General features: G+C 70.1%; 21 protein-coding genes. 14 read left to right on the top strand and 7 right to left on the bottom strand.

Annotation, left to right across the window (positions count from 1 at the left end):
- Positions 1-19: 19 nt before the first annotated feature.
- Entirely contained in the window at positions 20-1501 is a 1482-nt protein-coding gene (locus tag GAS53_RS03185; protein ID WP_151475856.1) for a sensor histidine kinase, read from the bottom strand.
- Entirely contained in the window at positions 1498-2187 is a 690-nt protein-coding gene (locus GAS53_RS03180; RefSeq protein ID WP_151475855.1) for a response regulator transcription factor, read from the bottom strand. The genes GAS53_RS03185 and GAS53_RS03180 overlap by 4 nt, the downstream gene beginning before the upstream one ends.
- Before the next feature lie 205 nt (positions 2188-2392).
- Between GAS53_RS03180 and GAS53_RS03175 the strand changes: the two genes are divergently transcribed.
- The 8 genes from GAS53_RS03175 to GAS53_RS03140 all read left to right on the top strand — a co-directional run bounded on the left by GAS53_RS03175 (position 2393) and on the right by GAS53_RS03140 (position 9399).
- Positions 2393-3679: a ferredoxin reductase family protein gene (locus tag GAS53_RS03175; RefSeq protein WP_151476015.1), complete on the top strand. Its 1287-nt coding sequence runs from the start codon at positions 2393-2395 to the stop codon at positions 3677-3679.
- A gap of 10 nt (positions 3680-3689) precedes the next feature.
- Complete coding sequence (locus tag GAS53_RS03170) at positions 3690-4091, top strand: FMN-binding protein (RefSeq protein WP_151475854.1); 402 nt, start codon at positions 3690-3692, stop codon at positions 4089-4091.
- 5 nt (positions 4092-4096) lie between these two features.
- Positions 4097-4873 (top strand): FAD:protein FMN transferase, encoded by a 777-nt coding sequence (locus GAS53_RS03165; RefSeq protein WP_404829168.1) that lies wholly within the window; start codon positions 4097-4099, stop codon positions 4871-4873.
- 158 nt (positions 4874-5031) lie between these two features.
- A complete protein-coding gene (locus GAS53_RS03160; protein WP_151475853.1) occupies positions 5032-5682 on the top strand; it encodes a GntR family transcriptional regulator in 651 nt (216 codons plus the stop codon).
- Positions 5683-5854: 172 nt separating this feature from the next.
- Positions 5855-6604, top strand: a complete 750-nt coding sequence (locus GAS53_RS03155; RefSeq protein WP_151475852.1) for a PIG-L deacetylase family protein — start codon at positions 5855-5857, stop codon at positions 6602-6604.
- On the top strand, positions 6601-7350 hold the full coding sequence (locus tag GAS53_RS03150; RefSeq protein ID WP_151475851.1) for a 4-carboxy-4-hydroxy-2-oxoadipate aldolase/oxaloacetate decarboxylase: 750 nt from the start codon (positions 6601-6603) through the stop codon (positions 7348-7350). Before GAS53_RS03155 ends, GAS53_RS03150 begins: the two co-directional genes overlap by 4 nt.
- A complete protein-coding gene (locus GAS53_RS03145) occupies positions 7347-8438 on the top strand; it encodes a 4-oxalomesaconate tautomerase (protein WP_151475850.1) in 1092 nt (363 codons plus the stop codon). Before GAS53_RS03150 ends, GAS53_RS03145 begins: the two co-directional genes overlap by 4 nt.
- Positions 8439-8448: 10 nt before the next feature.
- A complete protein-coding gene (locus GAS53_RS03140) occupies positions 8449-9399 on the top strand; it encodes a catechol 2,3-dioxygenase (protein ID WP_151475849.1) in 951 nt (316 codons plus the stop codon).
- A gap of 42 nt (positions 9400-9441) precedes the next feature.
- Here GAS53_RS03140 and GAS53_RS03135 read toward each other — a convergent pair whose 3' ends face one another.
- Positions 9442-10392 (bottom strand): alpha/beta hydrolase, encoded by a 951-nt coding sequence (locus GAS53_RS03135; protein ID WP_151475848.1) that lies wholly within the window; start codon positions 10390-10392, stop codon positions 9442-9444.
- Positions 10393-10671: 279 nt separating this feature from the next.
- Between GAS53_RS03135 and GAS53_RS03130 the strand changes: the two genes are divergently transcribed.
- The 5 genes from GAS53_RS03130 (at position 10672) to GAS53_RS03110 (ending at position 17285) form a co-directional block, all read left to right on the top strand.
- Positions 10672-11733, top strand: a complete 1062-nt coding sequence (locus GAS53_RS03130; protein WP_318720985.1) for a LacI family DNA-binding transcriptional regulator — start codon at positions 10672-10674, stop codon at positions 11731-11733.
- A 144-nt stretch (positions 11734-11877) separates the two neighbouring features.
- Positions 11878-13218 (top strand): ABC transporter substrate-binding protein, encoded by a 1341-nt coding sequence (locus GAS53_RS03125; RefSeq protein ID WP_151475847.1) that lies wholly within the window; start codon positions 11878-11880, stop codon positions 13216-13218.
- A 123-nt stretch (positions 13219-13341) separates the two neighbouring features.
- Entirely contained in the window at positions 13342-14283 is a 942-nt protein-coding gene (locus tag GAS53_RS03120) for a carbohydrate ABC transporter permease (RefSeq protein WP_151475846.1), read from the top strand.
- Positions 14280-15176, top strand: coding sequence for a carbohydrate ABC transporter permease (locus GAS53_RS03115; protein ID WP_225858687.1), 897 nt, complete (start codon positions 14280-14282; stop codon positions 15174-15176). The genes GAS53_RS03120 and GAS53_RS03115 overlap by 4 nt, the downstream gene beginning before the upstream one ends.
- Positions 15177-15221: 45 nt before the next feature.
- Positions 15222-17285 carry a beta-galactosidase gene (locus GAS53_RS03110; protein WP_151475845.1) on the top strand — a complete coding sequence of 688 codons (2064 nt, stop codon included), beginning with the start codon at positions 15222-15224 and terminating at the stop codon, positions 17283-17285.
- A 32-nt stretch (positions 17286-17317) separates the two neighbouring features.
- Here GAS53_RS03110 and GAS53_RS03105 read toward each other — a convergent pair whose 3' ends face one another.
- The 4 genes from GAS53_RS03105 to GAS53_RS03090 form a co-directional block, all read right to left on the bottom strand.
- Positions 17318-18802 (bottom strand): FGGY-family carbohydrate kinase, encoded by a 1485-nt coding sequence (locus GAS53_RS03105; protein ID WP_151475844.1) that lies wholly within the window; start codon positions 18800-18802, stop codon positions 17318-17320.
- 82 nt (positions 18803-18884) lie between these two features.
- Positions 18885-19958 carry a mechanosensitive ion channel family protein gene (locus GAS53_RS03100; protein ID WP_151475843.1) on the bottom strand — a complete coding sequence of 358 codons (1074 nt, stop codon included), beginning with the start codon at positions 19956-19958 and terminating at the stop codon, positions 18885-18887.
- Positions 19959-20342: 384 nt separating this feature from the next.
- On the bottom strand, positions 20343-21107 hold the full coding sequence (locus GAS53_RS03095) for a crotonase/enoyl-CoA hydratase family protein (protein WP_151475842.1): 765 nt from the start codon (positions 21105-21107) through the stop codon (positions 20343-20345).
- Between the two features lie 124 nt (positions 21108-21231).
- A complete protein-coding gene (locus GAS53_RS03090) occupies positions 21232-22194 on the bottom strand; it encodes a lysylphosphatidylglycerol synthase transmembrane domain-containing protein (protein WP_151475841.1) in 963 nt (320 codons plus the stop codon).
- Between the two features lie 144 nt (positions 22195-22338).
- Here GAS53_RS03090 and GAS53_RS03085 point away from each other — a divergent pair, with 144 nt between their 5' ends.
- A complete protein-coding gene (locus tag GAS53_RS03085; protein ID WP_225858685.1) occupies positions 22339-24321 on the top strand; it encodes an ABC transporter ATP-binding protein in 1983 nt (660 codons plus the stop codon).
- The last annotated feature ends 60 nt before the right edge of the window (positions 24322-24381 follow it).

Raw genomic sequence — 24381 nt, 5'->3', positions numbered from 1 at the left:
CGATACAGCCCCGCGCCCCTTACGAGGGCTGGTGCGCGCCTGAGCTCGACAGGTTCCCCCAGTCCTCGCGGGCCAAGGGGATCCTCATCGTGAACGTCGTCGAGCCCGGCCGGCTGGACAGTTCGATGGCGCCGCCGTGAGCCCGTACCAGCGATCGCGCGACCGCGAGGCCCAGGCCGCTGCCGCCGCGGTCGCGGCTGCGGGCCTTGTCGATCCGGTAGAAGCGGTCGAAGACGCGATCCTGGTCGGCGGCCGGAATGCCGGGACCGGAGTCGGTGACCCGCACGGTCGCCGCGCCGGATGCGACGGACACCTCCACGGACACCTTCGTACCGGGAGGGGTGTGCACGGCGGCGTTGGTGAGCAGGTTGTCCAGGACCTGCCGGATGCGCAGCGTGTCGAGGCGCAGCGGCACCGGATCGGGACCGGCCGTCACGGACAGCGGACGGTCCGGGCGGCTCGCGCGGAACGCGTCCGCCGCCTGGCACACCAGCTCCACCAGGTCCGCGTCCTCCAGCCGCAGCGGTGCCTCCACCTCGGCGGCGTCCAGCCGGGCGAGCAGCAGCAGATCGTCCAGGAGCACGCCCATCCTGGCCGCCTCGGCGCGCAGCCGGGCCAGGTGCTTCTCCCGCTCCTCCGGCTCGTTGGCCGCCGCGTACTGGAACAGGTCCGCGTAGCCGCGTACGGACATCAGGGGTGTGCGCAACTCGTGCGAGGCGTCCGCGACAAACCGGCGCAGGCGCTGTTCGGCCTCGGTGCGGACGGCCAGCGAGTCGTCGATGTGTTCCAGCATGGTGTTGAACGCGGTGCGCAGTTCCTCGACTTCCGGGCCGTCGCCGTTCCTGCCCCCGGCGTCGCGCACCGGCAGCCGGGCCGAGCCCGTCAGATTGTGCGAGGTGATGCCGCGCGCCGTGTGCGCCATGTTGCTCAGCGGCTTCAGTCCGCGCCGCAGCACCGACCGGCCGGCCACGACGAGCGCCAGCAGCGCGACCGCGAACGCGACGACCTGGACCGTGACCAGCTGGTCGATGGTGTCTTCGAGGTCCGCCATCGGCGCCGCGGTGACCAGGACCACACCGGGCTCGACCTCGCAGGCGCGCAGCTGGTATCTGCCCTCGCCCTTGATGCGTGCGGTGCGGAGGATCTCCCCGGACTTCGTGGCGGCCTGGGCCTCGGCGAGAGCCGCCAGCTCGGCGGTGTCCTTCGGCACGTCGCTGGGCTTGCGGAGTACGGCCGTGGTGCCCGACACCTCGTACACCGCGGTGTACCAGCGCCAGTACGGCTTCGCCGCCACTGTTCCGTGGGCCAGGGCGTCCTTGGACTGGCTGATCTGGACGAGCTTCATCTGGTCTCTGAGCTGGCGTTCCAGATAGCCCCGCATATACGTCGTCAGGGCCGTGCCGACGACGGCGAACACGACCAGAGACAGCACGGCTATGCCCAGCGCCAGCCGGGTGACGAGGCGTGTCCGTCGGTAGGACCGGCTCAGGCGGCCGATCACTCGGCGACCTGCCGCACCACGTACCCGACGCCCCGCACGGTGTGGATCAGGGGCTCACCCACGTCGTCGAGCTTGCGGCGCAGCCGGCTGACGACCAGCTCCACCACGTTCGAACGGCCGCCGAAGCCGTACTCCCAGACGTGGTCGAGGATCTGGGCCTTGGTCAGCACGGTCGGCGACTTGCGCATGAGGTAGCGGAGAACCTCGTACTCGGTCGGGGTGAGCGTCAGCAGCCGGTCGCCGCGCCGCACCTCGCGCGTGTCCTCGTCCATCGTCAGGTCCGCCACCTTGAGCACGGACCGCTGGAAGCCGGGTCCGGAGCTGCGGCGCAGCACCGTCCGCAGCCGCGCCATGAGCTCCTCCACCGCGAACGGCTTGACCAGGTAGTCGTCGCCGCCCCTGGTCAGGCCGGCGACCCGGTCGGCCACGCCGTCCCGCGCGGTGAGGAACACCACGGGCACCATCGTCCCGGACAGCCGCAGCCGGTCGAGCACGGCGAAGCCGTCGAGGCCCGGCAGCATCAGGTCGAGCACCACGATGTCCGGGTGGAAGTCGGCGGCGCGGCTCAGCGCTTCCTCGCCGGAGTTCGCGGTGACCGCCTCCCAGCCCTCGTAGCGGGCGACCGTCGCGACCAGGTCGGCGATGGGCGGATCGTCGTCCACAACGAGAAGTCGTACTTTTTCCACGTGCCCATAGTGCTTCACGTGTCCTGAGACGCCATAGCCGCGGGCCCCTCGACTTCACATCGATAAAAACTTGAAAGTTGAGCGACAGGAAAACGACAGCTCCTTCCAGGCAGGCTCGGAGTCCCAGGACCCGATCAAGGAGTTTCCGTCCGTGACGACTGTCCAGACGACCGTCCCGCCGCCTTCCGCGGCGGTGCGCCCCAAGGTGGTGGCCCGCGCGGGCCTGTACGGCGTGCTGGCCGCGAACGCGGCCGTGGTGACCGTGTTCTTCTTCCAGGCCGGGTTCGCCTCGAACGCGCTCATCGTGCTGGGCCGGCTGGCCGGGCTGTACGCCGCGCTCCTGATGGCCTTCCAACTGCTGCTGGTCGCCCGGCTGCCGTGGCTCGACCGCCGGATCGGCATGGACCGGCTGACCTCCTGGCACCGCTGGGTCGGCTTCGGCCTGCTGTGGACGCTGCTGGGCCACGCCGTGTTCATCACCTTCGGCTACGCCCAGTCGTCCTCGATGGATCCGGTGAGCCAGATCGTGGATCTCGCCGAGACCGTGGAGGGCGTGCTGCGCGCGATCGTCGCGCTGGGCCTGATCCTCGTGATCGGCGCCGTATCGGCCCGCTACGCCCGCCGCCGGCTGGCGTACGAGACATGGCACTTCATCCACCTCTACACGTACGTCGCGGTGGTGCTGGCCTTCACGCACCAGGTCGCGGTGGGTACGACCTTCACCGCGTCGTCCGTGGCCACGACGTACTGGTACGTCCTGTGGGGCGTCGCGCTCGGGGCAGTGGTCCTGGGCCGGCTGGTGCTCCCGCTGTGGCGGAACCTGCGGCACCAGCTGCGGGTCTCGGCCGTCGTCCCGGAGTCCGACAACGTCGTGTCGGTGTACATAACCGGCCGCGATCTGGACCGGCTGCCGGCGCGCGCGGGTCAGTTCTTCCTGTGGCGGTTCCTGACCAGGGACCGGTGGTGGCAGGCCAACCCGTTCTCGCTGTCGGCCGCCCCCGACGGCCGGACGCTGCGGCTCACCGCCAAGGCCGCGGGCGACGGCACCGCCGCCCTGCGACACCTGAAGGTCGGCACGCGGGTCTTCGCCGAGGGCCCGTACGGCGCCTTCACCGCGATGCACCGCACCCGGCCGGAGGCCCTGCTCATCGCCGGCGGCGTGGGTGTCACCCCCATCCGGGCCCTGCTGGAGGAACTCCACGGCCACGCGGTGGTCATCTACCGGGTTTCCACGGACCGGGACGCGGTCCTCTACGACGAGCTGCGGGAACTCGCCCAGGCCAAGGGTGCCGAGCTGCACTTGGTGTCCGGGCCGGTCAGCCCGGACAAGCTGGCGCCGAACGAACTCGCACGGCTCGTGCCGGACATCGGCGACCGGGACGTCTTCCTGTGCGGGCCGCCCCCGATGATGAACGCGGTGCTGGGCAGCCTGCGCGAGCTGAACGTGCCCAAGCAGCAGATCCACTTCGAACGCTTCAGCCTGGCGGGATGAGAGAGACACCGTGAAACGAGCACTGCCAGTTCTGGTTCTGACCGTCGCGGGTCTCATCCCGGTGTGGCGTTACGCGCCGTCGACCGACACGTCGTCCAGCACGGAGGTCGCCGAACCCGCCTCGACGCCCTCCTCGTCCTCGTCGGGTTCCTCGGGCCAGGTCGTCGCGGGTTCGACGATCAAGACGGAGAAGGGCCCCGTGCAGGTCGAGGTGACCTTCGAGGGCGACAAGATCAGCTCCGTGCGGATGCTGCAGCAGCCGAACCATCCGCAGACCAAGGCCGCCGTGCCGAAGCTGATCGCGTCGACACTTGAGGCGCAGAGCGCGGACGTCGACACGGTGTCCGGGGCCACCATCACGAGCGACGGATACAAGGAGTCGCTCCAGGCCGCCATCGATGCGAAGGCCTGACGTCGATGCGAAGGGCTGAAGAGGTGCGCCGCGTCGAGCACATCATGGGACTGCCGATCTCCCTGCGGATCGACGACGGCGACATCGACGGAGACATCGAGGGTGACATCGACGGGCACGTCAACGTCGCGGCCGCGGACCGGGTGTTCGCGTGGCTGCGCGAGGTCGACGCGCGGTTCAGCCCCTTCCTCGCCGACAGCGAGGTGTCCCGGTTGGACAGGGGAGAGCTCGAACCCCACGAGCTCAGCCCTGACCTGGTGGAAGTCCTCGACCTGTGCGAGGAGTACCGGGTGGCCAGCGGGGGCGCGTTCCAGGTGCGGATTCCCGGTCGCGGGCTCGATCCCTGCGCGATGGTCAAGGGCTGGGCGGTACAGCGCGCCGCGGAGCTGCTGCGGGCGGAGGGCGTGACGACGTTCTGCCTGAACGCCGGCGGCGACGTGGTCTCGGCCGGCCGTCCTTGGCGCGTGGGTGTACGGCACCCGGAGCGCGCCGACCAGCTGTGCACGGTCCTGGAGATCACCGACGGGGCGGTGGCGACCTCCGCCCGGTACGAACGGGGTGACCACATCCTCGACGGGCGTACCGGCCGTCCGGCGACCGCACTGCTCAGCATGACCGTCGTGGCCTCGTCCCTGACCGAGGCGGACGCGACGGCGACCGCGGCGTTCGCGATGGGCGCGGAGGGCATCGACTGGGCCGCCGCGCGTGAAGGCTGCGAGGTGTTCGCTGTGGACGCCGAGCGCCGGGTCTTCCGCACGCAGGGGTTCCCCGTCGCTGCCTGACCACCAACGACCCAGGGCCCTGGTATCCGCAACTGCGGGTACCAGGGCCCTCGTTGTTGCCCGATGAACTGCCGGACAGCAATATGGCAAACAAAATTGTTGACAATCCTGCACCCCTAGATTTAGCTTCGACAGGCACTCACTCAGGGAGGGCACACATGCCGAACGAAGCCCGTCCGAGCACCGGAGAGCAGGCCAGACAGCATGCGCTCGCGCAGCTGAGGCAGGCGATCCTGCGCGGCGAGATGGCACCGGCCCAGCGGCTGGTGGAGAACGAACTCGCCGAGCAGTTCGGTGTGACGCGGGCCAGCGTCCGGGCAGCGCTGATCGAGCTGGAGTCGGAGGGCCTGGTCGAGCGGATCCGCAACCGCGGCTCGCGGGTGCGGGTGGTGACCATGGAGGAAGCGGTCGCCATCACCGAGTGCCGGATGGTCCTCGAAGGGCTGTGCGCGGCCAAGGCGGCCCTCGCGGCCACCGACGATCAGCTGACCGAGCTGGTCGAGGTGGGCGAGGCGATGTCCAAGGCCGTCGCCGACGGGGAGCCGGTGACCTACTCCGACCTCAACCACGAACTGCACGCCCTGATCAGGCAGTTCTCCGGCCAGCAGACGGCCGTGGAACTGCTGGAGCGGCTCAACGCACAGCTGGTGCGCCACCGTTTCCAGCTCGCGCTGAGGCCGGGGCGGCCGCAGAAGTCCCTGGGTGAGCATCTGGCCATGATCGAGGCGATCACGGCCCGGGACCCGCAGGCGGCCGAAACGGCCGTCCGCGCCCACCTCGCGGGAGTGATCGACGCGTTGCGCGAATGACACCGCAGGGGTGGGCCAACCGGCCTGTCCATCACGGCGAGTGAGCCGAAGGGGCGCGTCGGTGTCGAGACCGCGACCGCGCGGAGGCCCGAAGGGTTGAGCACGGTCACGCTCTCGACACCGACTCCAGCGCCCCGGAGGCGAACCGCCTGAAATAGGGGAGATTGAGGCAATGACGCACGGCAAGGCGCCTGCCACCCCACGATCGACACTTGTCATCACCGCCCACGCGGGGGACTTCGTCTGGCGGGCGGGCGGAGCCATCGCCCTCGCCGCATCGCGGGGCGAGAAGGTCACCATCGCGTGCCTGACCTACGGCGAGCGCGGCGAGTCCGCCAAAGCCTGGCGCGAGGGCAGGTCGCTGGAGGAGATCAAAGAGATACGCCGCACGGAGGCCGAGGCGGCCGCCGCCACCCTCGGCGCCGAGGTCGTCTTCTTCGACGCCGGCGACTACCCGCTCATCGCCACACCCGAGTTGACCGACCGCCTGGTGGCCGTCTACCGCGAGACCCAGCCGGACGTCGTGCTCACGCATCCGCTCGACGACCCGTACAACGGCGACCACCCGGCGGCCGCCAGGATGGCGTTGGACGCGCGCGTTCTCGCCCAGGCCATCGGTTACCCGGCCGAGGGGGAGATCATCGGTGCCCCGCCGGTGTTCTTCTTCGAGCCGCACCAGCCCGAGATGTGCGGATTCAAGCCGGAGGTCCTCCTCGACATCTCCGAGGTGTGGGAGACCAAGCGCAAGGCCATGGAGTGCCTGGCCGCCCAGCGGCACCTGTGGGACTACTACACCGACCTCGCCGTCCGGCGCGGCGTACAGCTCAAGCGCAACGCGGGCCCCAACCTCGGTCTGCCGCACACCACTTACGCCGAGGCGTACATGCGCCCGTACCCGCAGGTCACGGAGGAACTGGCATGAGCGGCCTGATCGTCACCAACCCCCCGAAGGCAGCCGAGAAGGACGTCGAGGCACTGGCCGGATACGGTGTCGCCACCGTCCACGAGGCACTCGGCCGCACCGGACTCCTCGGCGCCGGGCTGCGCCCGATCCAGCAGGGCGTGCGGGTCGCGGGCACGGCGGTCACCGTGCTGAGCTGGCCCGGCGACAACCTCATGATCCACGCGGCGGTCGAGCAGTGCGGCGAGGGCGACATCCTCGTCGTCACCACCACCTCGCCCTCCACGGACGGCATGTTCGGCGAGCTGTTCGCCACCGCGCTGCAACGCCGGGGCGTACGCGGCCTGGTCACCGGCGCCGGAGTGCGCGACACCCAGGAGCTGCGCGAAATGGGCTTTCCCGTCTGGTCGGCGGCCGTGTCCGCGCAGGGCACCGTGAAGGCGACCGGCGGCTCGGTCAACGTGCCCGTGGTCCTCGGCGGACAGAGCGTCCGGCCGGGCGACGTCGTCCTCGCCGACGACGACGGGGTGATGGTCGTGCCCCGTGAGCGGTCCGGCGAGGCCGTCGAGGCGTCCGCCGCGCGTACCGCGAAGGAAGAGGCGTCGCGGGCCGCGTTCGCCGACGGCCAACTCGGCCTGGACCGCTACGGGTTGCGCGACACGCTCGTACGCCTGGGGGTGCGCTACCAGTCGTACGAGGAGTACCGGCGAGACCTCCAGGACCGAGACCTCCAGGACCGAGACCTCCTGGACGGAGCGGGGTCGTGACTGCGCCCGAGGAGGGGCTGCGCTGCATGCTCATGCGCGGCGGCACCTCCAAGGGCGCCTACTTCCTGGCCGGGGACCTGCCCGCCGAACCCGCCGTCCGTGACGACCTGTTGCTGCGTGTGATGGGCAGCCCCGATTCGCGCCAGATCGACGGCCTGGGCGGGGCGCACCCGTTGACCAGCAAGGTGGCCGTGGTCTCCGCCTCGGCCGACCCCACGGCGGACGTCGACTACCTGTTCCTCCAAGTCGGCGTCGACACAGCGGAAGTGAGTGACCATCAGAACTGCGGGAACCTCCTCGCCGGGGTGGGGCCCTTCGCCGTCGAACGCGGACTGGTGGCCCCCGGGGACGGCCGGACGTCCGTACGGATCCGCATGCTCAACACCGGGGACCTGGCCGTTGCCGAATTCCCCGCCCCGGGCGGGCGCGTCGACTACACCGGCTCCGCCGAGATCTCCGGTGTGCCCGGGACCGCCGCACCGGTGGTGATCGAGTTCCCGCAGGGCAGCAGCCCCCTGCTGCCGACCGGCCGGGTGCGTGAACTCGTCGCCGATGTGCCGGTGACCTGCGTGGACAACGGCATGCCGACCGTGCTGATCGCCGCGTCCGCCCTCGGTGTCACCGGCTACGAGACCCCCGCGGTCCTGGAGGAGGACCAGGCCCTCGCCGACCGGCTCCGGGAGATCCGGCTCGAGGCCGGAAAACTGATGGGCCTCGGCGACGTCGAGGGCACCACCGTGCCCAAACTCAGCCTGCTGGCACCGCCGTCGGACGGCGGCGCGGTCATGACCCGGACCTTCATCCCGGTGCGCTGCCACACCTCCATCGGGGTCCTGGGCGCCGCGAGCGTGGCCGCCGGGCTGCGTATCGAAGGCGGGGTCGGCCAGAACCTGGCCCGGCTGCCGGCCCGCGGGAACCGGCTGCGCATCGAGCACCCCACCGGATTCCTCGATATCGAGACGATCGTCGCGTACGACGCCCCGGGCGGCGTCCCGGTGGCCCGGCGCACCGCCGTCGTACGCACCGCGCGAAAGATCTTCGACGGCACGGTCTTCCCCCGGCCGGCCGAAGCCGGACATCACCCCTAAGGAGGCCCGCATGGCCCCGCCGCTCGGCGACATCGCCCACCTCGGGCATGTCGAACTGCTCACCCCCGACCTGGACGCGAGCGTCCGGTTCTTCACGGACTACCTCGGCCTGACCGAGAACGGCCGCTCCGGGGGCTCGGTCCACCTGCGGACCTGGGACGACTACGAGCACCACAGTCTGACCCTGACCGCCCACTCGACGTCCGGGATCCGCCGCACCGCCCTGCGCACCTCCAGCGGAGAAGCCCTCCAGCGCCGGGTCAAGGAGATCGAGAACGCCGGCCGCGCGGGCCGCTGGACCGAGGACGAGCCGGGCATCGGTCCGCTGTACGTCACCACCGACCCCGACGGCCACGAACTCGCCCTCTACTGGGAGAGTGAGTGGTACCAGGCACCTGACGAGCTGAAGCCGGGCCTGAAGAACCAGCCGCAGGCCAAGCCCGGACACGGGGTGGGCGTGCGCCGTCTGGACCACGTCAACTTCCTCGCCGCCGACGTCGCACCCAACGGCGGATTCATCCACGAGGTGCTCGGCGCCCGCCCCACCGAGCAGATCCAGCTCAACAGCGGGAAGATCGCCGCCCAGTGGCTGACCTTCAGCAGTAAGTCGTACGACATCGTCTACACGGAGGACTGGACCGGCTCCAACGGCCGCCTGCACCACATCGCGTTCGCCACGGACACCCGTGAGGACATCCTGCGGGCCGCCGATCTCGCCCTCGACACGGGCGTGTTCATCGAGACCGGGCCGCACAAGCACGCCATCCAGCAGACGTTCTTCCTGTACGTCTACGAGCCGGGCGGCAACCGCATCGAGCTGTGCAACCCGCTCACCCGCCTCGTCCTGGCCCCCGACTGGCCGCTGATCACCTGGACCGAGGACGAGCGGAAGAAGGGCCAGGCCTGGGGCCTGAAGACCATCGAGTCCTTCCACACGCACGGCACCCCGCCCGTCTCCTGACAGTCGGGCACACCATCCTGCCAGTACAGGTGACGGCAGTCCTCAGTCGGCGTCGGGCGGCGTCGCGCTCGCGGCCCGCCTCACATGCCCGGCGATGAGGGAGTAGACCTGCCTGGCCTTCTCGAAGTCCTTGCCGTCGTACGCGTGGTCCGCGTCGGGCACGTCGTGGTGCTCGACCAGAGCACCGGCCTTCTTGAGACGCTCGGCATAGCGCTCTCCCTCCGCCCGGAGGAGGTCGAACTGCGCCGTGACGACCAGGGCCGGGGCGATGCCCTCGAGGTCCGCGGTGTCCGCCGGGTTGGCGGGCGACACGAGGCGGTCGGCACGCTCCCGGGGGTCCGGCACGTACGAGCTGTCGAAGACCTCCGCCATCCAGGGGCGCAGCATCGGCTTGGCGATGGCGGCGCGCTTGTCCTTGGCGCTGGTCGCGAGGTCGAGCGGGGGATAGTGGAGGACCTGGAGCGCGATCGCGGGTCCGTCCTCCTCCAGAGCCTGGCGTGCCACCGCCGCGGCGAGGCCGCCTCCGGCACTCTGGCCGCCCACGGTGAGCCGGCTGCCGTCCCAGCCGTGCTCGTCACCGTGCGAGGCGATCCACCGGACGACCTCGTACGCCTGACGTGGCGGGGCGGGAAACCGGTGCTGCGGGGCGACGACATAGTCCACGTTGATCACGGCCACGCCCGCCTCCGCGGCGAGGAACCGGCAGAGCGGGTCGTCGAGTTCCGTCAGCGGCATGACATAGCCGCCGCCGTGGAAGTTGACGTGGACCGGCGGAGGCGCCCCCTTGGTGGCGGGCATGTAGACGGTGACCCGGGCCGGGGCGACAGACGTCGGGATCGTCAACTCGTGTGCGTCACGCGGGAATTCGGGAAACCGGTCGAGCGGCGAAGTCGCGGAGCCGCGCCCGCCCGCTCGCCGACTGGCCAGCTGAACGGCACGCTGTATCGCCTTGGCGGCGAAGGACGCCACCGCAGGCCGGGCCAGGATGGACATGGGTCTCCGTTCGGTCGAGCGAATCGGACGAGTGATGTGGACGAGCGATTCAATCAACAGGTTTCCTGTTGATTGTTGGGGACAATAACACGGCTCCGGTCTCGCCGACCGGTGACGTACACCCCCAACCCCTGCCCGTCCGGAATGGGTGCCGCGCGAAGTATTGACTCGCGTCACGAAGCTGTGAACACTGGCGTGACTACGTAGTCAATCCGAAGCGCACGTCTTGTCGTCTGAATTTGACTACGTAGTCATCGCCGAGGGGCACGAGGAGGGTTCATGGCCACCACCAGCACCGAGCCTTCGTCCCCCGGCGGTCCCGGACGCCGCCGGCGCGGCCCCGGGATGATGGAGGTCGCCCGTGCCGCGGGCGTCTCCCAGAAGACCGTGTCCCGTGTCGTCAACGGCGAGCCCCATGTCAGCGCCGACGTCCGCGACCGCGTGCTCGGTGTCATCCGTGAGCTGGACTACCGCCCGAACAACGCGGCGCGCGCCCTGCTGATGGGCAGATACCGGCGCATCGGTGTGGTCTCGCTCGGCTCCGCGCTCTACGGCCCGTCGACGCTGCTCATCGCACTGGAGCGGGCCATGCAGCGGGCGGGGTATTCGTTCGCGCTGGTCAGCACCCTGGAGGGACAGGGACAGAGCGGTGGTATCGCGGCAGCGGTGGAGTCCCTGCTCGAGCAGGGCGTCGACGGCATCGTCCTGTCCGAGCCGATCGACGACGGCACCCCGCTGCGGCTCAGCGCGGATGTGCCTGTGGTCAGCGTCGGGGACAACGTGGACACGCCCGGGGGCTCCAGCACGGTGGTCCGTGCCGACGGTGTCGCCGCGGCCAGGATCGCCACCGAGCATCTGCTGTCGCTGGGGCACCGTACGGTGTGGCACATCCCGGGCCCGCAGGACTGGTGGGCCGCCCGCGACCGTGTCCGCGGCTGGCGCGAGGCACTGGCCGCCGCCGGCGCCCCCGAGCCGCCGCTCCCCCCGGACGGCGACTGGACTCCCGCCGCCGGGCACGCCGTTGGACAGCGGCTCGCCCAGAACCTCGACGTCACTGCCGTGTTCGTCGCCAATGACGACATGGCGATCGGCGTGCTGCGGGCCTTCGCCGAGGCCGGACGCTCCGTCCCGGGGGACGTGAGTGTGGTCGGCTTCGACGACATCCCCGCCGCGCCCTATCTGTCCCCTCCCCTGACCACCGTCCGACAGGACTTCGTCTCGGTCGCCACCCGCGCCGTCGATGTCCTGATCGCCATGATCGAGGACAGGCCCGATCCGGCCGAATCCGCCGATCTCGCCTTCGAGTTGACCGTACGAAGCTCCACTGCCCCCGTCCGCTGACCGAGCTCACTGCCCGAACCGCTGAACCGTCGGCGGGACGGTCGACCGCACCTCGTGGCCGACCCGATCCGCCCTGCCCACGTGCGCCGCCCGGGACGGCCGTCGCACGCGCACCCCGTAGCCGCACCACGTGAGGAGTCACGTGTGTACACCCCATCGCCCTTGCCACGCCGCACCCTGCTGCGCGGCGCCCTCGGTCTGGGCGCGGCCGCCGGGCTCGCCGCCTGCGGTCGCGACAGCACCATCGCCCGTACCTCCGGAGACGTGACCCTTTCCCTCTGGACCCACGACCCGGGTTACGAGGACTTCTTCGCCAAAGGCGTTCCGGAGGCCGACCGGCTCACCGACTTCCGCTACCGCCTGAAGGTCACTCGCACCGGACCCGCCGACCTCGTCACCAAACTGCTCGCCCAGGCCGTCGCCGGACGCGGCACACCGGACATGGTGGGATTCGAGATCGGCAGCTTCCCGCGCATGCTGCGCGGCGACATCTCCGAGCGGCTGCTGCACGACCTCACCCCCGACATCGCCGCGGTACCGGGACTCGAGGACGATCTGTTGCCGGCCCGCACCGCCCCCTACACCAAGGACGGCAAGCTCTACGCCCTCGACTCGGACACGCCGATGGTCGTCTACTACTACCGCGACGACCTGTTCGCCGAGTACGGCCTCCCGAAGGACACCCCGACCTGGGAGGAGTTCGCCGAACTCGGCGCCCGCGCGTACAAGGACCACCGCGCTTCGATGTGCGTCGTCAGTACCGCCGGCAGCGATCCGGGGCAGGTCGTGCAGTCCTTTCAAATGCTGCTCTACCAGCGCGGCGGCGCCTTCTTCGACGCGGACCAGAAGCTGGTGCTCGACTCGGCCGAGGCCGAGGAAGTGCTGGGCTTCCTCTGCGAGGGGCTGCGCAGCGGATTCGTCATCGACATCTCCGACTACTACGGGGCCGCGATGCAGACCGCCCTGAAGTCTGGCCGGGTCATCGGGCTGCCCATGGCCATCTGGTACAAGAACTACGGCCTCGTGCCCAACGTGCCCGAACAGAGAGGGAAGTGGCGGGTCAAGGCCATGCCGCGCTTTGCGAAGGGCGGAGGGACGACGGCCGCCCTTGGTGGCACCGGGTTCGGGGTCATCAAGGACAAGTCCAATACGCGGGCGGCCACGGAGTTTCTGCTGAACACCTGGCTCACCCACGACGGTCAGGTCCGGCGTTTCACCGAGACGGGATATCTGCCCACGCGTCGTTCCGTGTACGAGGATCCGCAGCTCGGGGCGCTCAAGGACGACTTCTGTGGTGGGCAGCGGTTGTTCGGTCTCTATCGCGACCTTCTGTCGGATGTGCCTCCGCTGCACACGAGTCCCGATCAGTCGATTCTCTTCGATGTGCTTGCCGGGAATCTGCTGCGTGCGTATCGGGGGGACCTCAGCCCGCGGGAGGCGTTGCGTCGGTCTGCGGAGGAGTTCCGCGACCAAGCGGGGCGTTAGCCCCGCAGGGAGCGCCGTTGAACACTGCGGGCCGTCTGTGGCTGGTCGCGCAGTTCCCCGCGCCCCTGACGGGGCGCCCCTGTACGCATCGGAACTATGGCACGTACGCCAGGAGAGTCGCCCATGACCACCGCCATCGCCGAGCCGGCCAGTAGTGCCCGCAAACGTACGGGTGCACGTCAGGTCGCTCCTCGTCTCAAGAAGTCCCGCGCCCCCTATCTCTTCATTGCCCCCTTCTACGTCCTCTACGTGCTGTTCATGCTGGTGCCGATCGGGGTCTCGCTCTGGCTGAGTCTCACCGAATGGGTCGGTCTCGGTACGCCGCACTGGGTGGGTCTGCGCAACTACCGTCTCCTCGCCACCGATGTCAGCTTCCATCGCGCCCTGGGCAACACGGGTGTCTTCGTGGTCGTGGCGGTCTTCCTCGTCGTACCGCTCGCCCTGCTCATCGCGCAGGCACTCAATACCCGCGGCCTGCGGGTGCGCGACCTGTGGCGGACCGCCTACTTCGTGCCGATCGTCGTGTCTCCGATCATCGTGGCGCTCATCTTCGGACTTATCTTCGACCGGCAGTTCGGGCTGCTGAACTCCGTCCTGCGCGCGCTGTTCGGCACCGGGGGAGTCGACTGGCTCGGCAATCCGGATCTGGCCAAGGTGAGCATCGGCCTGGTGATGCTGTGGCGCTGGACCGGCTACCTCACGATCTTCTTCCTCGCCGGATTGCAGGCCGTACCAAGGGAGTTGTACGAGGCAGCCGCTCTCGACGGCGCCGGACGCATCCGCACCTTCACCACCGTCACACTCCCGGCCCTGAAACCGGTGACAGCCTTCGTGGTCGTCACCTCCTTCATCGGCGCCGCGCAGATCTTCGAGGAGCCCTACCTGCTGACCGGCGGCGGACCTGCCGAAAGCACCCTGTCGGTGACGATGTTCATCTATCGGGCCGCCTTCCAGCGCCAGCAGTTCGGGTACGCGGCCGCCGCGGCGGTCGTGCTGTTCGTCCTCGTCTTCGGCCTCAGCCAGCTCTTCAACCGTCTGCTCGGCATCGGGAGGGCGTCCTCATGAGCGCGACCACTTCTTCCGTACGCCCTACCGTTTCTTCCGGACGTACCGCTTCTTCCGGACGTGCTTCCGTACGTGCGAGGAGCCGCCGGGGCCTGCTCTACCTGACGCTGATCCTGCTGCTTCTCGCCTTCCTCGCCCCGCTGTTGTGGGCGCTGAGCGGGTCGTTCAAGCCGCGCGGCGACATCTTCGCGTATCCGCCGAAGCTGGTTCCGGATCCCTTCACCCTGCACAACTACCGTGCCCTGATCGAGGATCAGCCCTTCGTGCGCTGGTTCCTCATCAGCACCGTCGTCGCGGTCGTCGCCACCGTCGTGTCCGTCTTCGTCTGCGCACTCGCCGGCTACGGCTTCGCCAAGTTCCGTTTCGCCGGCAAGCGGCTGCTCTTCGGCGTGATGTTCAGCTCGCTGTCCATCCCGTTCGCCGTGATCCTCGTGCCGCTGTTCGTGATCCTGGTCAAGACCGGGCTCGGCAGCCCGTGGTTCGCGCTGATCGTGCCGTGGGTGGCGCCCGCGTTCGGGATCTTCATGATGCAGCAGTACATCGTGCAGTCCGTTCCGGACTCGGTCCTGGAAGCCGCCCGCATCGACGGGGCGAGCGAGTTCGGCATCTTCCGGCGGATCGTGCTGCCCCTGCTGCGTCCCTCGCTCGGCGCACTCGCCGTGTGGACGTTCCTGCAGAGCTACAACAGCTTCCTGTGGCCGCTGGTCCTGGTCTCCGACAGCTCGCAGTACACCCTGCCGCTGGGCCTGCAGACCCTCTTCGTCTCGGAGCAACGACAGTACGACCTGGTGATGGCCGGTGCCGTGCTGGCCGTCCTGCCCGCCGTCGTGCTCTTCGTCCTGCTGCGCAAGCAGCTCCTCGAAGGCCTGTCCACGGGAGCCGTCAAAGGCTGACGCCCCCTCACGTCCCGTAAAGGCCATATCCCGTAAAGGAGAAGCATGTTCGAGCTGCCCGGCCGGGTCCTGTTCGGCGCCGCCTACTACCACGAGTACCAGCCGTACGAGCGGCTCAAGGACGACCTCGACCTGATGGCGGAGGCCCGCTTCACGGTGATCCGGGTCGGGGAATCCGTGTGGTCGACCTGGGAGCCGGAGAACGGGCGCTTCGACCTCGACTGGCTCGAACCGGTCCTGGACGGTGCCCACGAGCGCGGCATATCGGTCGTCCTCGGGACACCGACGTACGCCGTGCCGCCGTGGCTGGCCCGTCAGTACCCGGAGATCGCGGGGGAGCACCGGACCGGACAGCGCCTCGGCTGGGGCGCCCGCCAGGAAGTCGACTTCACCCACCCGGCGTTCCGCTTCCACGCCGAGCGGATCATCCGCAAGGTCGTCGGCCGGTACGCCGCACACCCGGCGGTGATCGGCTTCCAGGTCGACAACGAGCCGGGCCTCCACCTCTTCCACAACCACGGCGTGTTCCAGCGGTTCACCGACCACCTGCGCGAGACGTACGGCGACGTGGAGACCCTCAACCGCGAGTGGGGACTGGTCTATTGGTCGCACCGGTTGTCGACCTGGGCGGACCTCTGGACCCCCGACGGCAATGCGCAACCGCAGTACGACCTGGCCTGGCGCCGCTTCCAGGCGCGGCTGACCACCGAGTTCATCGCCTGGCAGGCGGACATCGTGCGCGAGTACGCCCGGCCGGACCAGTTCGTCACGACGTGCATCTCCTACGAACGCCCCGGTGTCGAGGACGACGAGCTGACGAAGAACCTCGACGTCACGGCCGGCAATCCGTATTACACGATGCAGGACGCCCTCGCCCTGCCGGACGAGGGCCGCGGCGATCAGGGCTGGACGACGAACGGCACATGGGCGCTGTACCAGAGCGCCGACCGCATGTACTCCTCCCGCCAGGAGCCCTTCCTGGTGACCGAGACCGACGCGCAGGCCATCGGATTCCCCTGGAACAACCGCCCCGCGTACGACGGGCAGTGGCGCCAGGCCGCCTGGGCGCTGATCTCGCGCGGCGCCTCGATGATCGAGTACTGGCACTGGCACACCCTGCACTTCGGTGCCGAGACCTACTGGGGCGGCGTGCTGCCGCACAACGGGCGCCCCGGCCGGGTGTACCGCGAACTGGCAGCGCTGGGCGCCGAGTTGGAGACCGCAGGCGATCTCGTGGCCTCCCTCACGCCGGATGCCGACGTGGCTTTCCTCTACTCCCACCCCAGCAAGTGGGCGCTCCAGGCGCAGCCCGCGCTCGCCGCGCCGGACGGAGGGCCCGACCCCCGCTCGTACCAGACCGTCTTCGACGCCTTCTACCGCGGCGCTTTCGAGTCGGGGCTGCAGAGCCGGATCGTGCACCCCGGGCAGCTGGACACCGCGGACCTGCCGCCGGTCCTTGTCGTCCCCGCCTACTACGCGGCCGACGACGCGATCCTCGACCGCCTGCTCGCCTACGTCAAGTCCGGCGGCCACCTGGTCCTTGGCCCGCGCACGGCGTACGCGGACCACGAGGCGAGAGCCCGCACGGACGAGCAGCCCGCTCGTCTGGCGAAGGCCGCCGGAGTCACGTACGACGAATTCAGCAACCTGAGCGGCGAACTCGTCGTCCACGGCACCGATGCCTTCCCGCTCCCGGACGCGGCGCGCGCACTCCACTGGGCGGACGGCCTGCGATCTCGTGGAGCGGAAACACTGGCCACGTACGATCACCCGCACTTCGGCCGCTGGCCCGCCGCCACGTCGCACCAACACGGCGCCGGGCGCGTCACGTACGTCGGCACCGTGCCGGATCCCGCCTTCGCCAAGGCCCTCTTCCGCTGGGCGGCCCCGGCCGGCCTCTGGCACCCGTCCCACCCGAGCGTCACCTCCACGGCGGCGACAGCTCGCGACGGCCGACGCGTCCGCTTCCTGCACAACTGGTCGTGGGACCAGGCGGAGGTCGTACTGCCCATGGCCGTACGTGATGTGGTCACCGGGACGTCGTACGCCGCGGACCAGGAGGTCTCACTGGGGCCGTGGGACGTGAAGGTGCTCCGGGAGGACTCATGAACAGCTGATCCCGGACCCGGTCTCCCCATTGGTCAGCCGCTGAGATCCCTTTGGTGTCCGGCCAGCGCGTGGGCGATGTCGCGCGTGGCCGGATACAGCCGGAGATACAGCGCGTACAACTCGTCGTAGCGGGCGCGGAGGTGCGGGTCCGGGGTGACCCGCTCGCGCACCGGGTTCCACACGTCGATGAGCGGGGCGCCGACCGCGCTCGCGGCGAGGAACGCGGCGCCGTAGCTCGCGCCGAGCGTGACGGTCCTGATCTCCTGCTCCAGGCCCGTCACCGCGGAGACGATCCGGGTCCACAGCCCGCCCTGGGTGCCTCCGCCCACGGCGACGACCCGGCGGATGTCCGCGCCGGCCGCGCGCATCGCCTCCACGTTGTGCCGTACGCCGAAGGCCGTCGCCTCCAGGGCGGCGCGGTAGAGGTCGCCGCGGGTGTGCTCCACCGTCAGACCGGCGATGATCCCGCGGGCATGTGGATCGGCCACCGGTGTCCGTTCGCCCGCGAAGTACGGCAGCATCAGCAGCCCTCGCGCACCGGGCCCGGACGCCTCCGCTTCCGCGAGCAGGTCGGCGTGGTCGGGCGAGCCGAACAGCTCCCGCAGCCAGTCGGTGATCACGCCGGACGTGGCCATGCCGCCCGCGAGACTGCGTGTTCCGGGCAACGCCCCGACGGTGCTCCACAGTTGGGGCACCAGGAGTCGCTCGGAAACGGTGTTGATCAGAAACATGGTGCTGCCGTACATGAGCATGAGGTCACCGGTGTGCTGTGCCCCCACGCTCAGCGCCTCCGACCAGGCGTCGATCGTGCCGGAGACGACCGGGATCCCGGCGGGCAGGCCGGTGGCGCCGGCAGCCTCGGCGGTGACGTGCCCGGCGACGTCTCCCGGCCACAGCAGGTGGGGGAGTTCCAGCCACGGTGCGATGCGCCGGGTCCACGGTTCGTACCAGTCCTGGGTCACGGAGTCGTACAGCGGGACGGCCTGGCTCGCCGAGTGGTGGTCGAGCACATAGGTCCCGGTGAGCCGGCACACCAGGTACGAGCTGGGCATGTAGAGGCGTCGGGCCCGTGCGACCGCCTCGGGCTCGTGCTCGGCCAGCCAGGCGATCTTGGGCCCCACGGCCTGGGTGGACAGCAGGGACCCGCAGCGCCGCAGTACGGCGTCACGGCCCAACTCGGTTTCCAGGCGGGCGATCTGCTCGGTGGCGCGGGTGTCGACGCCGTACAGGATCGCCGGGCGCAGCGGCGTGTCCGTCTCGTCGGCCAGGGTGACGCACGGGCCCATGCCGCTGACGCCGACCGCGGTGACGGCGGCGCCGTCCTTCGGGGACTTCAGCAATTCCCGGGCGATCGAGGTGAACTCGTCCCACCACACCCGCGCGTCCATCTCGACGTGCCCGGGCCGCGGCCGGCCGACCGTGTGCGGGCGGACTGCCGTGGCGAGCACCGTTCCGTCCTCGTCCACCAGCACGCCCTTGCTGCTGGACGTGCCGATGTCGACCCCGAGCACCGTCATACGCTCACGTCTCCCCGCTCAGCCGCGCTCACCGCACCTGGTCCGGGGCGGCCTTCGTGGGCCGCCCCACCACGATGATGTTCTACGGGATCGAGATGGATCCGTCGCGCTGCGGGGGAATCGCCACGCCGTTCTGCTGGAGGGCGACCGTGCGCGCCGGGGAGGGAATGCGGATGCCCTCGAGGTCGTACCGCTTGTGCAGCCGCTTGATGAACTCGTGCTTGATCCGGTACTGGTCGCTGAACTCCCCGACGCCCAGGATCACGGTGAAGCTGATCCGCGAGTCCCCGAACGTGTGGAAGCGGATGGCGGGTTCGTGCTCGGGGACCGCGCCCTCTATCTCCGTCATGACCTCGGTCACGACGTCGGAGGTGACGCGCTCCACGTGGTCCAGGTCGCTGTCGTAGCCGACGCCGACCTGCACGGTGAGGGTCATCTCCTGTTCCGGGCGGCTGTAGTTGGTCATGTTGGTGCTGGAGAGCTGGGCGTTCGGGATGATGACGAGGTTGTTGGAGAGGTTGCGCACGACGGTGTTGCGCCAGTTGATGTCGACGACGTACCCCTCCTCCCCGCTGGTGAGACGGATGTAGTCGCCGGGCTGGATCGTCTTCGAGGCGAGGATGTGGATGCCCGCGAAGAGGTTGGCGAGGGTGTCCTGGAGAGCCAGCGCGACCGCGAGACCGCCGACGCCGAGGGCGGTGAGCAGCGGGGCTATGGAGATGCCCAGGGTCTGCAGGACGACCAGGCAGCCGATGGCCAGGACGACGACCCGGGTGATGTTGACGAAGATCGTGGCCGATCCGGCGACGCCGGAACGGGACTGCGTGACGGCCTTCACCAGGCCGGTGATCACGCGCGCCGCGGTGATGGTGGCGGCGAGGATGAGCAGGACCGTCAGGATCTGGTTGACGGTGTTGTTGACCTTGCCGGTCAGTGGCAGCGCCGCGGCGGCGGCCGCCACCCCGCCCGCGAGTGCCGCGATCGGCACCAGCGCGCGCAGCGCGTTGACGAGGACGTCGTCACCGCTCCAGCGGGTACGGGTCGCGTGCTTGCCCAGCCAGCGCAGGAGGAGGCGCAGCAGGACGCCCGCCGCTAGCCCGACGGCCAGCCAGACACCGGCGACTATCCAGTCGTGCAGTGTGAGGTCCCGGTTCACCAACTGCCTCCCGTCGTTCCGCGAAAGGGGCGTACGCCCGGTATGTGATGTGTCGTCACCTTGTTGCCACCTGCTGCTCGATTCCGGGATGTGCGGACCCGCCGGGAACGACGAGTCGTTGACCGGCGGGTTCGGCTCATCTTGCTACATGTGCGGAGATGCTTCGACGCGGAGCCGCCGCGGACAGGCCAACTCCCCGCGTCCTGGCCCGATATGCCCGATGGCGGCGGTGCGCCCATCCGCCCCGGTGGACGCCCGGCCGACTCGTTCATGCCGAGCCGGGTGGGTTGCACGAGCCGGTGGCCGAGATCGGTCCTCGCGTGCAAGATGGCCTGGATGCATCGGTGCCCGGCGTCAGAGTTCGCCGAACGACCGTGCCCGGCGTCAGGGTTCGCCGAACGACCCGTGCCGACCCGCCCCCGCGGTGAATCGCGCCGCCCCCTCCAGGCTCTCCGCCAACACGCCCATCCCGTGACGGAGTTCACCCCGCATGGCGGCACGCTCGGTCAGGCCCTCCTGGTCGAGGACGGAGCCGCGGTCGCCCCGGAGGCAGGCTTGTGGGAAGCGGGCGATCGAGGCGGCCAACTCTTCGGCCTCGGCGCGTGCCCGGCCCGGCGGGACGACACGGTTCGCGAGCCCCATCTCGTACGCCTCGGGAGCGGCCACCGGACGGCCGGTCAGAATCATGTCCAGCGCGCGGCCGGTGCCGATGAGGTGGGGGAGCCGTACCGTGCCGCCGTCGATGAGGGGCACGCCCCAGCGGCGGCAGAAGACGCCGAAGACCGCGTCCTCCTCGGCGACCCGCAGATCGCACCAGAGGGCCAGTTCCAGACCGCCCGCCACGGCGTGGCCCGCGACCGCCGCGATCACCGGCTTGGACAGCCGCATCCGCGTCGGGCCCATCGGCCCGTCGCCGTCCTCCGTGACGTGGTTGCCGCGTTCCGTGCCGAGCGCCTTGAGGTCCGCGCCCGCGCAGAACGTGCCGCCCTCGCCCCACAGCACCGCCACCCGGGCCGTCTCGTCGTTCTCGAACTGCCGGAAGGCATCGGCGAGTTCGGTCGCCGTCGGACCGTCCACCGCGTTGCGGACCTCGGGGCGGGAGAGGACGACGGTGGTGACGTGTTCCTGGCGTTCGATCCGGACCGGCATCGCGCGGACCCCTTCGTGTGACGACGCCAGCAGGTTACTCCCGAGTCACAGCGAGAGACCGGGGTCGTCACCGAGCGGAATCCGGGAGGGAGTCAGGGGCGTCCAGGAGCTGAATCCGAGGGCCTCAGATCACCTTGAGCCGGACGAGCGCGCCCAGGGTCAGGGCGCCGGGCAGCAGCGGCAGCCAGACCGTGATGATGCGATAGCCGAGGACCACGGCAGTAGCCAGCGCCACGGGGCCGCCCGCCGCCACCAGGGCGACGATCAGCGCGGCTTCCACCGAACCGATGCCACCCGGCGTCGGTATCAGGGCCACGGCGACGGTCGCCGCGAGATACGCGACCACCATGTGTGTCGGCGGCACCGGCAGTCCCAATGCCAGCCCCACCGCGACCAGTCCGGCCGCCTGCAGGGCCGGGAAGGCCAGCGAGCCGCCCCACAGGGCGAGTGCGCGGGCGGGCCGGGTGTGCACGGAGCGGGCCTCGCCCAACGCGGTGCGCAGGAAGGACAGCACGGCCGTACGCAGCTTCCGTACGAGAAGGAGCAGCAGCACCGCCGCACAGACGATCGCGCCCACGCCGACCAGCAGCGGACCGATCGCGCCGTCCGGCAGGAGTGTGCCGATGCGCAGCGCGTGGGGGAAGACGAGCAGTAGCGTGAGCAGCAGCCCCACGCGGGCCACCGACTCCGCGAGGAGATACAGCGCGAGCGCGGCCGACGAACGGGCCAGCGGTACCCCGCACACCGTCATGAAGCGCAGATTGACGGCGCTCGCGCCCAGACCCGTGGGCAGCAGGTGGTTGGCCGCGCCCGCCGCGAACTGAGTGGCCAGCAAACGCCGTTTGGGCAGCCGCTCGACGAGCGCGCCCTGCCGGGTGACCGCCGCCGCCACCCAGGTCAGACAGGTCGCGGCGACCGCGGCCAGCAGCCACGGCCATTCGGCCGTCGCCAGATGGCCGAAACCCTCCACGAGCACGGACCAGTGGCGCACCGCGACCACGATCACGAGCGCGAGCGGAAGCAGGCACAGGATCTGCCGGAGCGGGATGCGAGCGGGGAGACGCAGGGGGACTCGTACGGCCGTCACATCGGGAAAGGGTCCCCACGCCGCACCAACAGGGGGTTTCGGGCACGGGGACGGCGGCTGACACGCCGGGCACGTCATCGCGTCGCGCTCCCTCACCCGGCCGCCCTTGACCTCAAGATTGCTCGAGGTTCTACGGTCGGTCCCATGAGTATGGAGACGACAGCCTGGACGCAGATGTACAGCGTCATGAACGCCCAGCAGGACCGCCGGCCCTTCGCCCGCGCGACGCTGCGCCGCATCGCCCGGTTCGCCCGGCCGCACCGCCGCCGTATCGGGCAGTTCGGGGTGCTCAGCGTGGCGACGGCGCTGCTCGCCGTGGCGACACCGGTCCTCGCCGGACACGTCGTGGACGCGATCGTGTCCGGCGGCGACGAGAGAAGGGTCGTACGACTGGCGCTGCTCATCGCGGTGATCGCGCTCGCCGAGGCGGCCCTCGGCCTGGTCGGACGCTGGCTCTCGGCGAACCTGGGCGAGGGACTGATCCTCGATCTGCGGACAGCGGTCTTCGATCATGTGCAGCGCATGCCGGTCGCGTTCTTCACACGCACTCGTACGGGCGCGCTCGTCAGTCGTCTCAACAACGACGTGATCGGCGCCCAGCGCGCGTTCAGCAACACCCTGTCCGGAGTGGTCAGCAATCTCGTGACCCTGCTGCTCACCCTCGCCGTGATGCTCACCCTGTCCTGGCAGATCACACTGCTCGCGCTCGCCCTGCTCCCGGTGTTCGTGGTGCCCGCCCGCCGCATGGGCAGCCGGATGGCGAAACTCCAGCGCGAGGCGGCCGACCTCAACGCCGCGATGGGTACGCGCATGACCGAGCGTTTCTCCGCGCCCGGCGCCACGCTGATCAAGCTCTTCGGCCGGCCCGGCGACGAGTCCGCGGAGTTCGCGGCGCGGGCCCGGCGGGTGCGGGACATCGGCGTGCGCACGGCGATGGCGCAGACGACGTTCATCACGGCGCTCACCCTCGTCTCCGCGCTCGCGCTCGCCCTGGTCTACGGCCTCGGGGGCTGGTTCGCCCTGCGCGGCAGCCTGGCACCGGGCGCCGTCGTCTCACTGGCCCTGCTCCTGACCCGCCTCTACGCGCCGCTGACATCCCTGGCGGGAGCCCGCGTCGAGGTCATGAGCGCCCTGGTCAGCTTCGAGCGCGTCTTCGAGGTCCTCGACCTGAAACCGCTGATCGAGGAGAAGCCGGACGCCCGCGCGGTGCCGGAGGGCCCGGCCGCCGTCGAGTTCACCGACGTCCGCTTCGCCTACCCGTCCGCCGACAAGGTCTCCCTCGCCTCCCTGGAGGAAGTGGCCTCACTCGACACGCGGGGCGGCGCCGAGGTCCTGCACGGCGTCTCCTTCCGCGCCGAACCCGGCCAGACCGTCGCCCTGGTCGGCTCGTCCGGCGCGGGAAAGTCGACCATCGCCTCCCTCCTGCCACGGCTGTACGACGCCGACGAGGGCTCCGTACGCATCGGCGGCGTCGACGTCCGCGACCTGGATGCCGAGTCGATGCGGGCCACCATCGGCATGGTCACTCAGGACGGTCACCTCTTCCACGAATCGGTCCGCGCCAACCTGCTGCTCGCCCGGCCCGACGCCGGCGAGGACGAACTGTGGGACGTGCTGCGCCGGGCCCGCCTCGACGACCTCGTACGCTCCCTGCCCGACGGCCTCGACACGGTGGTCGGTGAACGCGGCTACCGGCTCTCCGGCGGCGAGCGCCAGCGCATGACCATCGCCCGGCTGCTCCTCGCCCGCCAGCGGGTGGTCGTCCTCGACGAGGCCACGGCCCACCTGGACAACACCTCCGAGGCCGCCGTCCAGGAAGCCCTCACCGAGGCACTGTCGGGGCGCACCGCGATCGTCATCGCGCACCGCCTTTCGACCGTACGGGCCGCCGACCTGATCCTCGTCGTCGAGGCGGGCCGGATCGTCGAGCGCGGCACGCACGAGGAACTGCTCGCGGCGGACGGACGGTACGCGGAGCTGTACCGGACGCAGTTCGCGAAGCCGGCACCCCACGGGCAGGACGAGCGAAGCGAGATGGGGATCCCCGCGGCCGAAGGCCGGGGGAGGACCGACGGGAGCCCGGTCGGCGCGACGGAGATCGCTGTGGCGGGAGGGACGGCGGCATAGGCAGCCTCCCGCGAGAACGATGGGTGTACGGGGGGTTGACGTGGCGGGACCCGGCCGGAA

It is taken from the genome of Streptomyces albicerus (assembly GCF_008905045.1).
GTDB lineage: Bacteria > Actinomycetota > Actinomycetes > Streptomycetales > Streptomycetaceae > Streptomyces > Streptomyces albicerus.
This window is presented reverse-complemented; position numbering and strand designations above follow the sequence as displayed.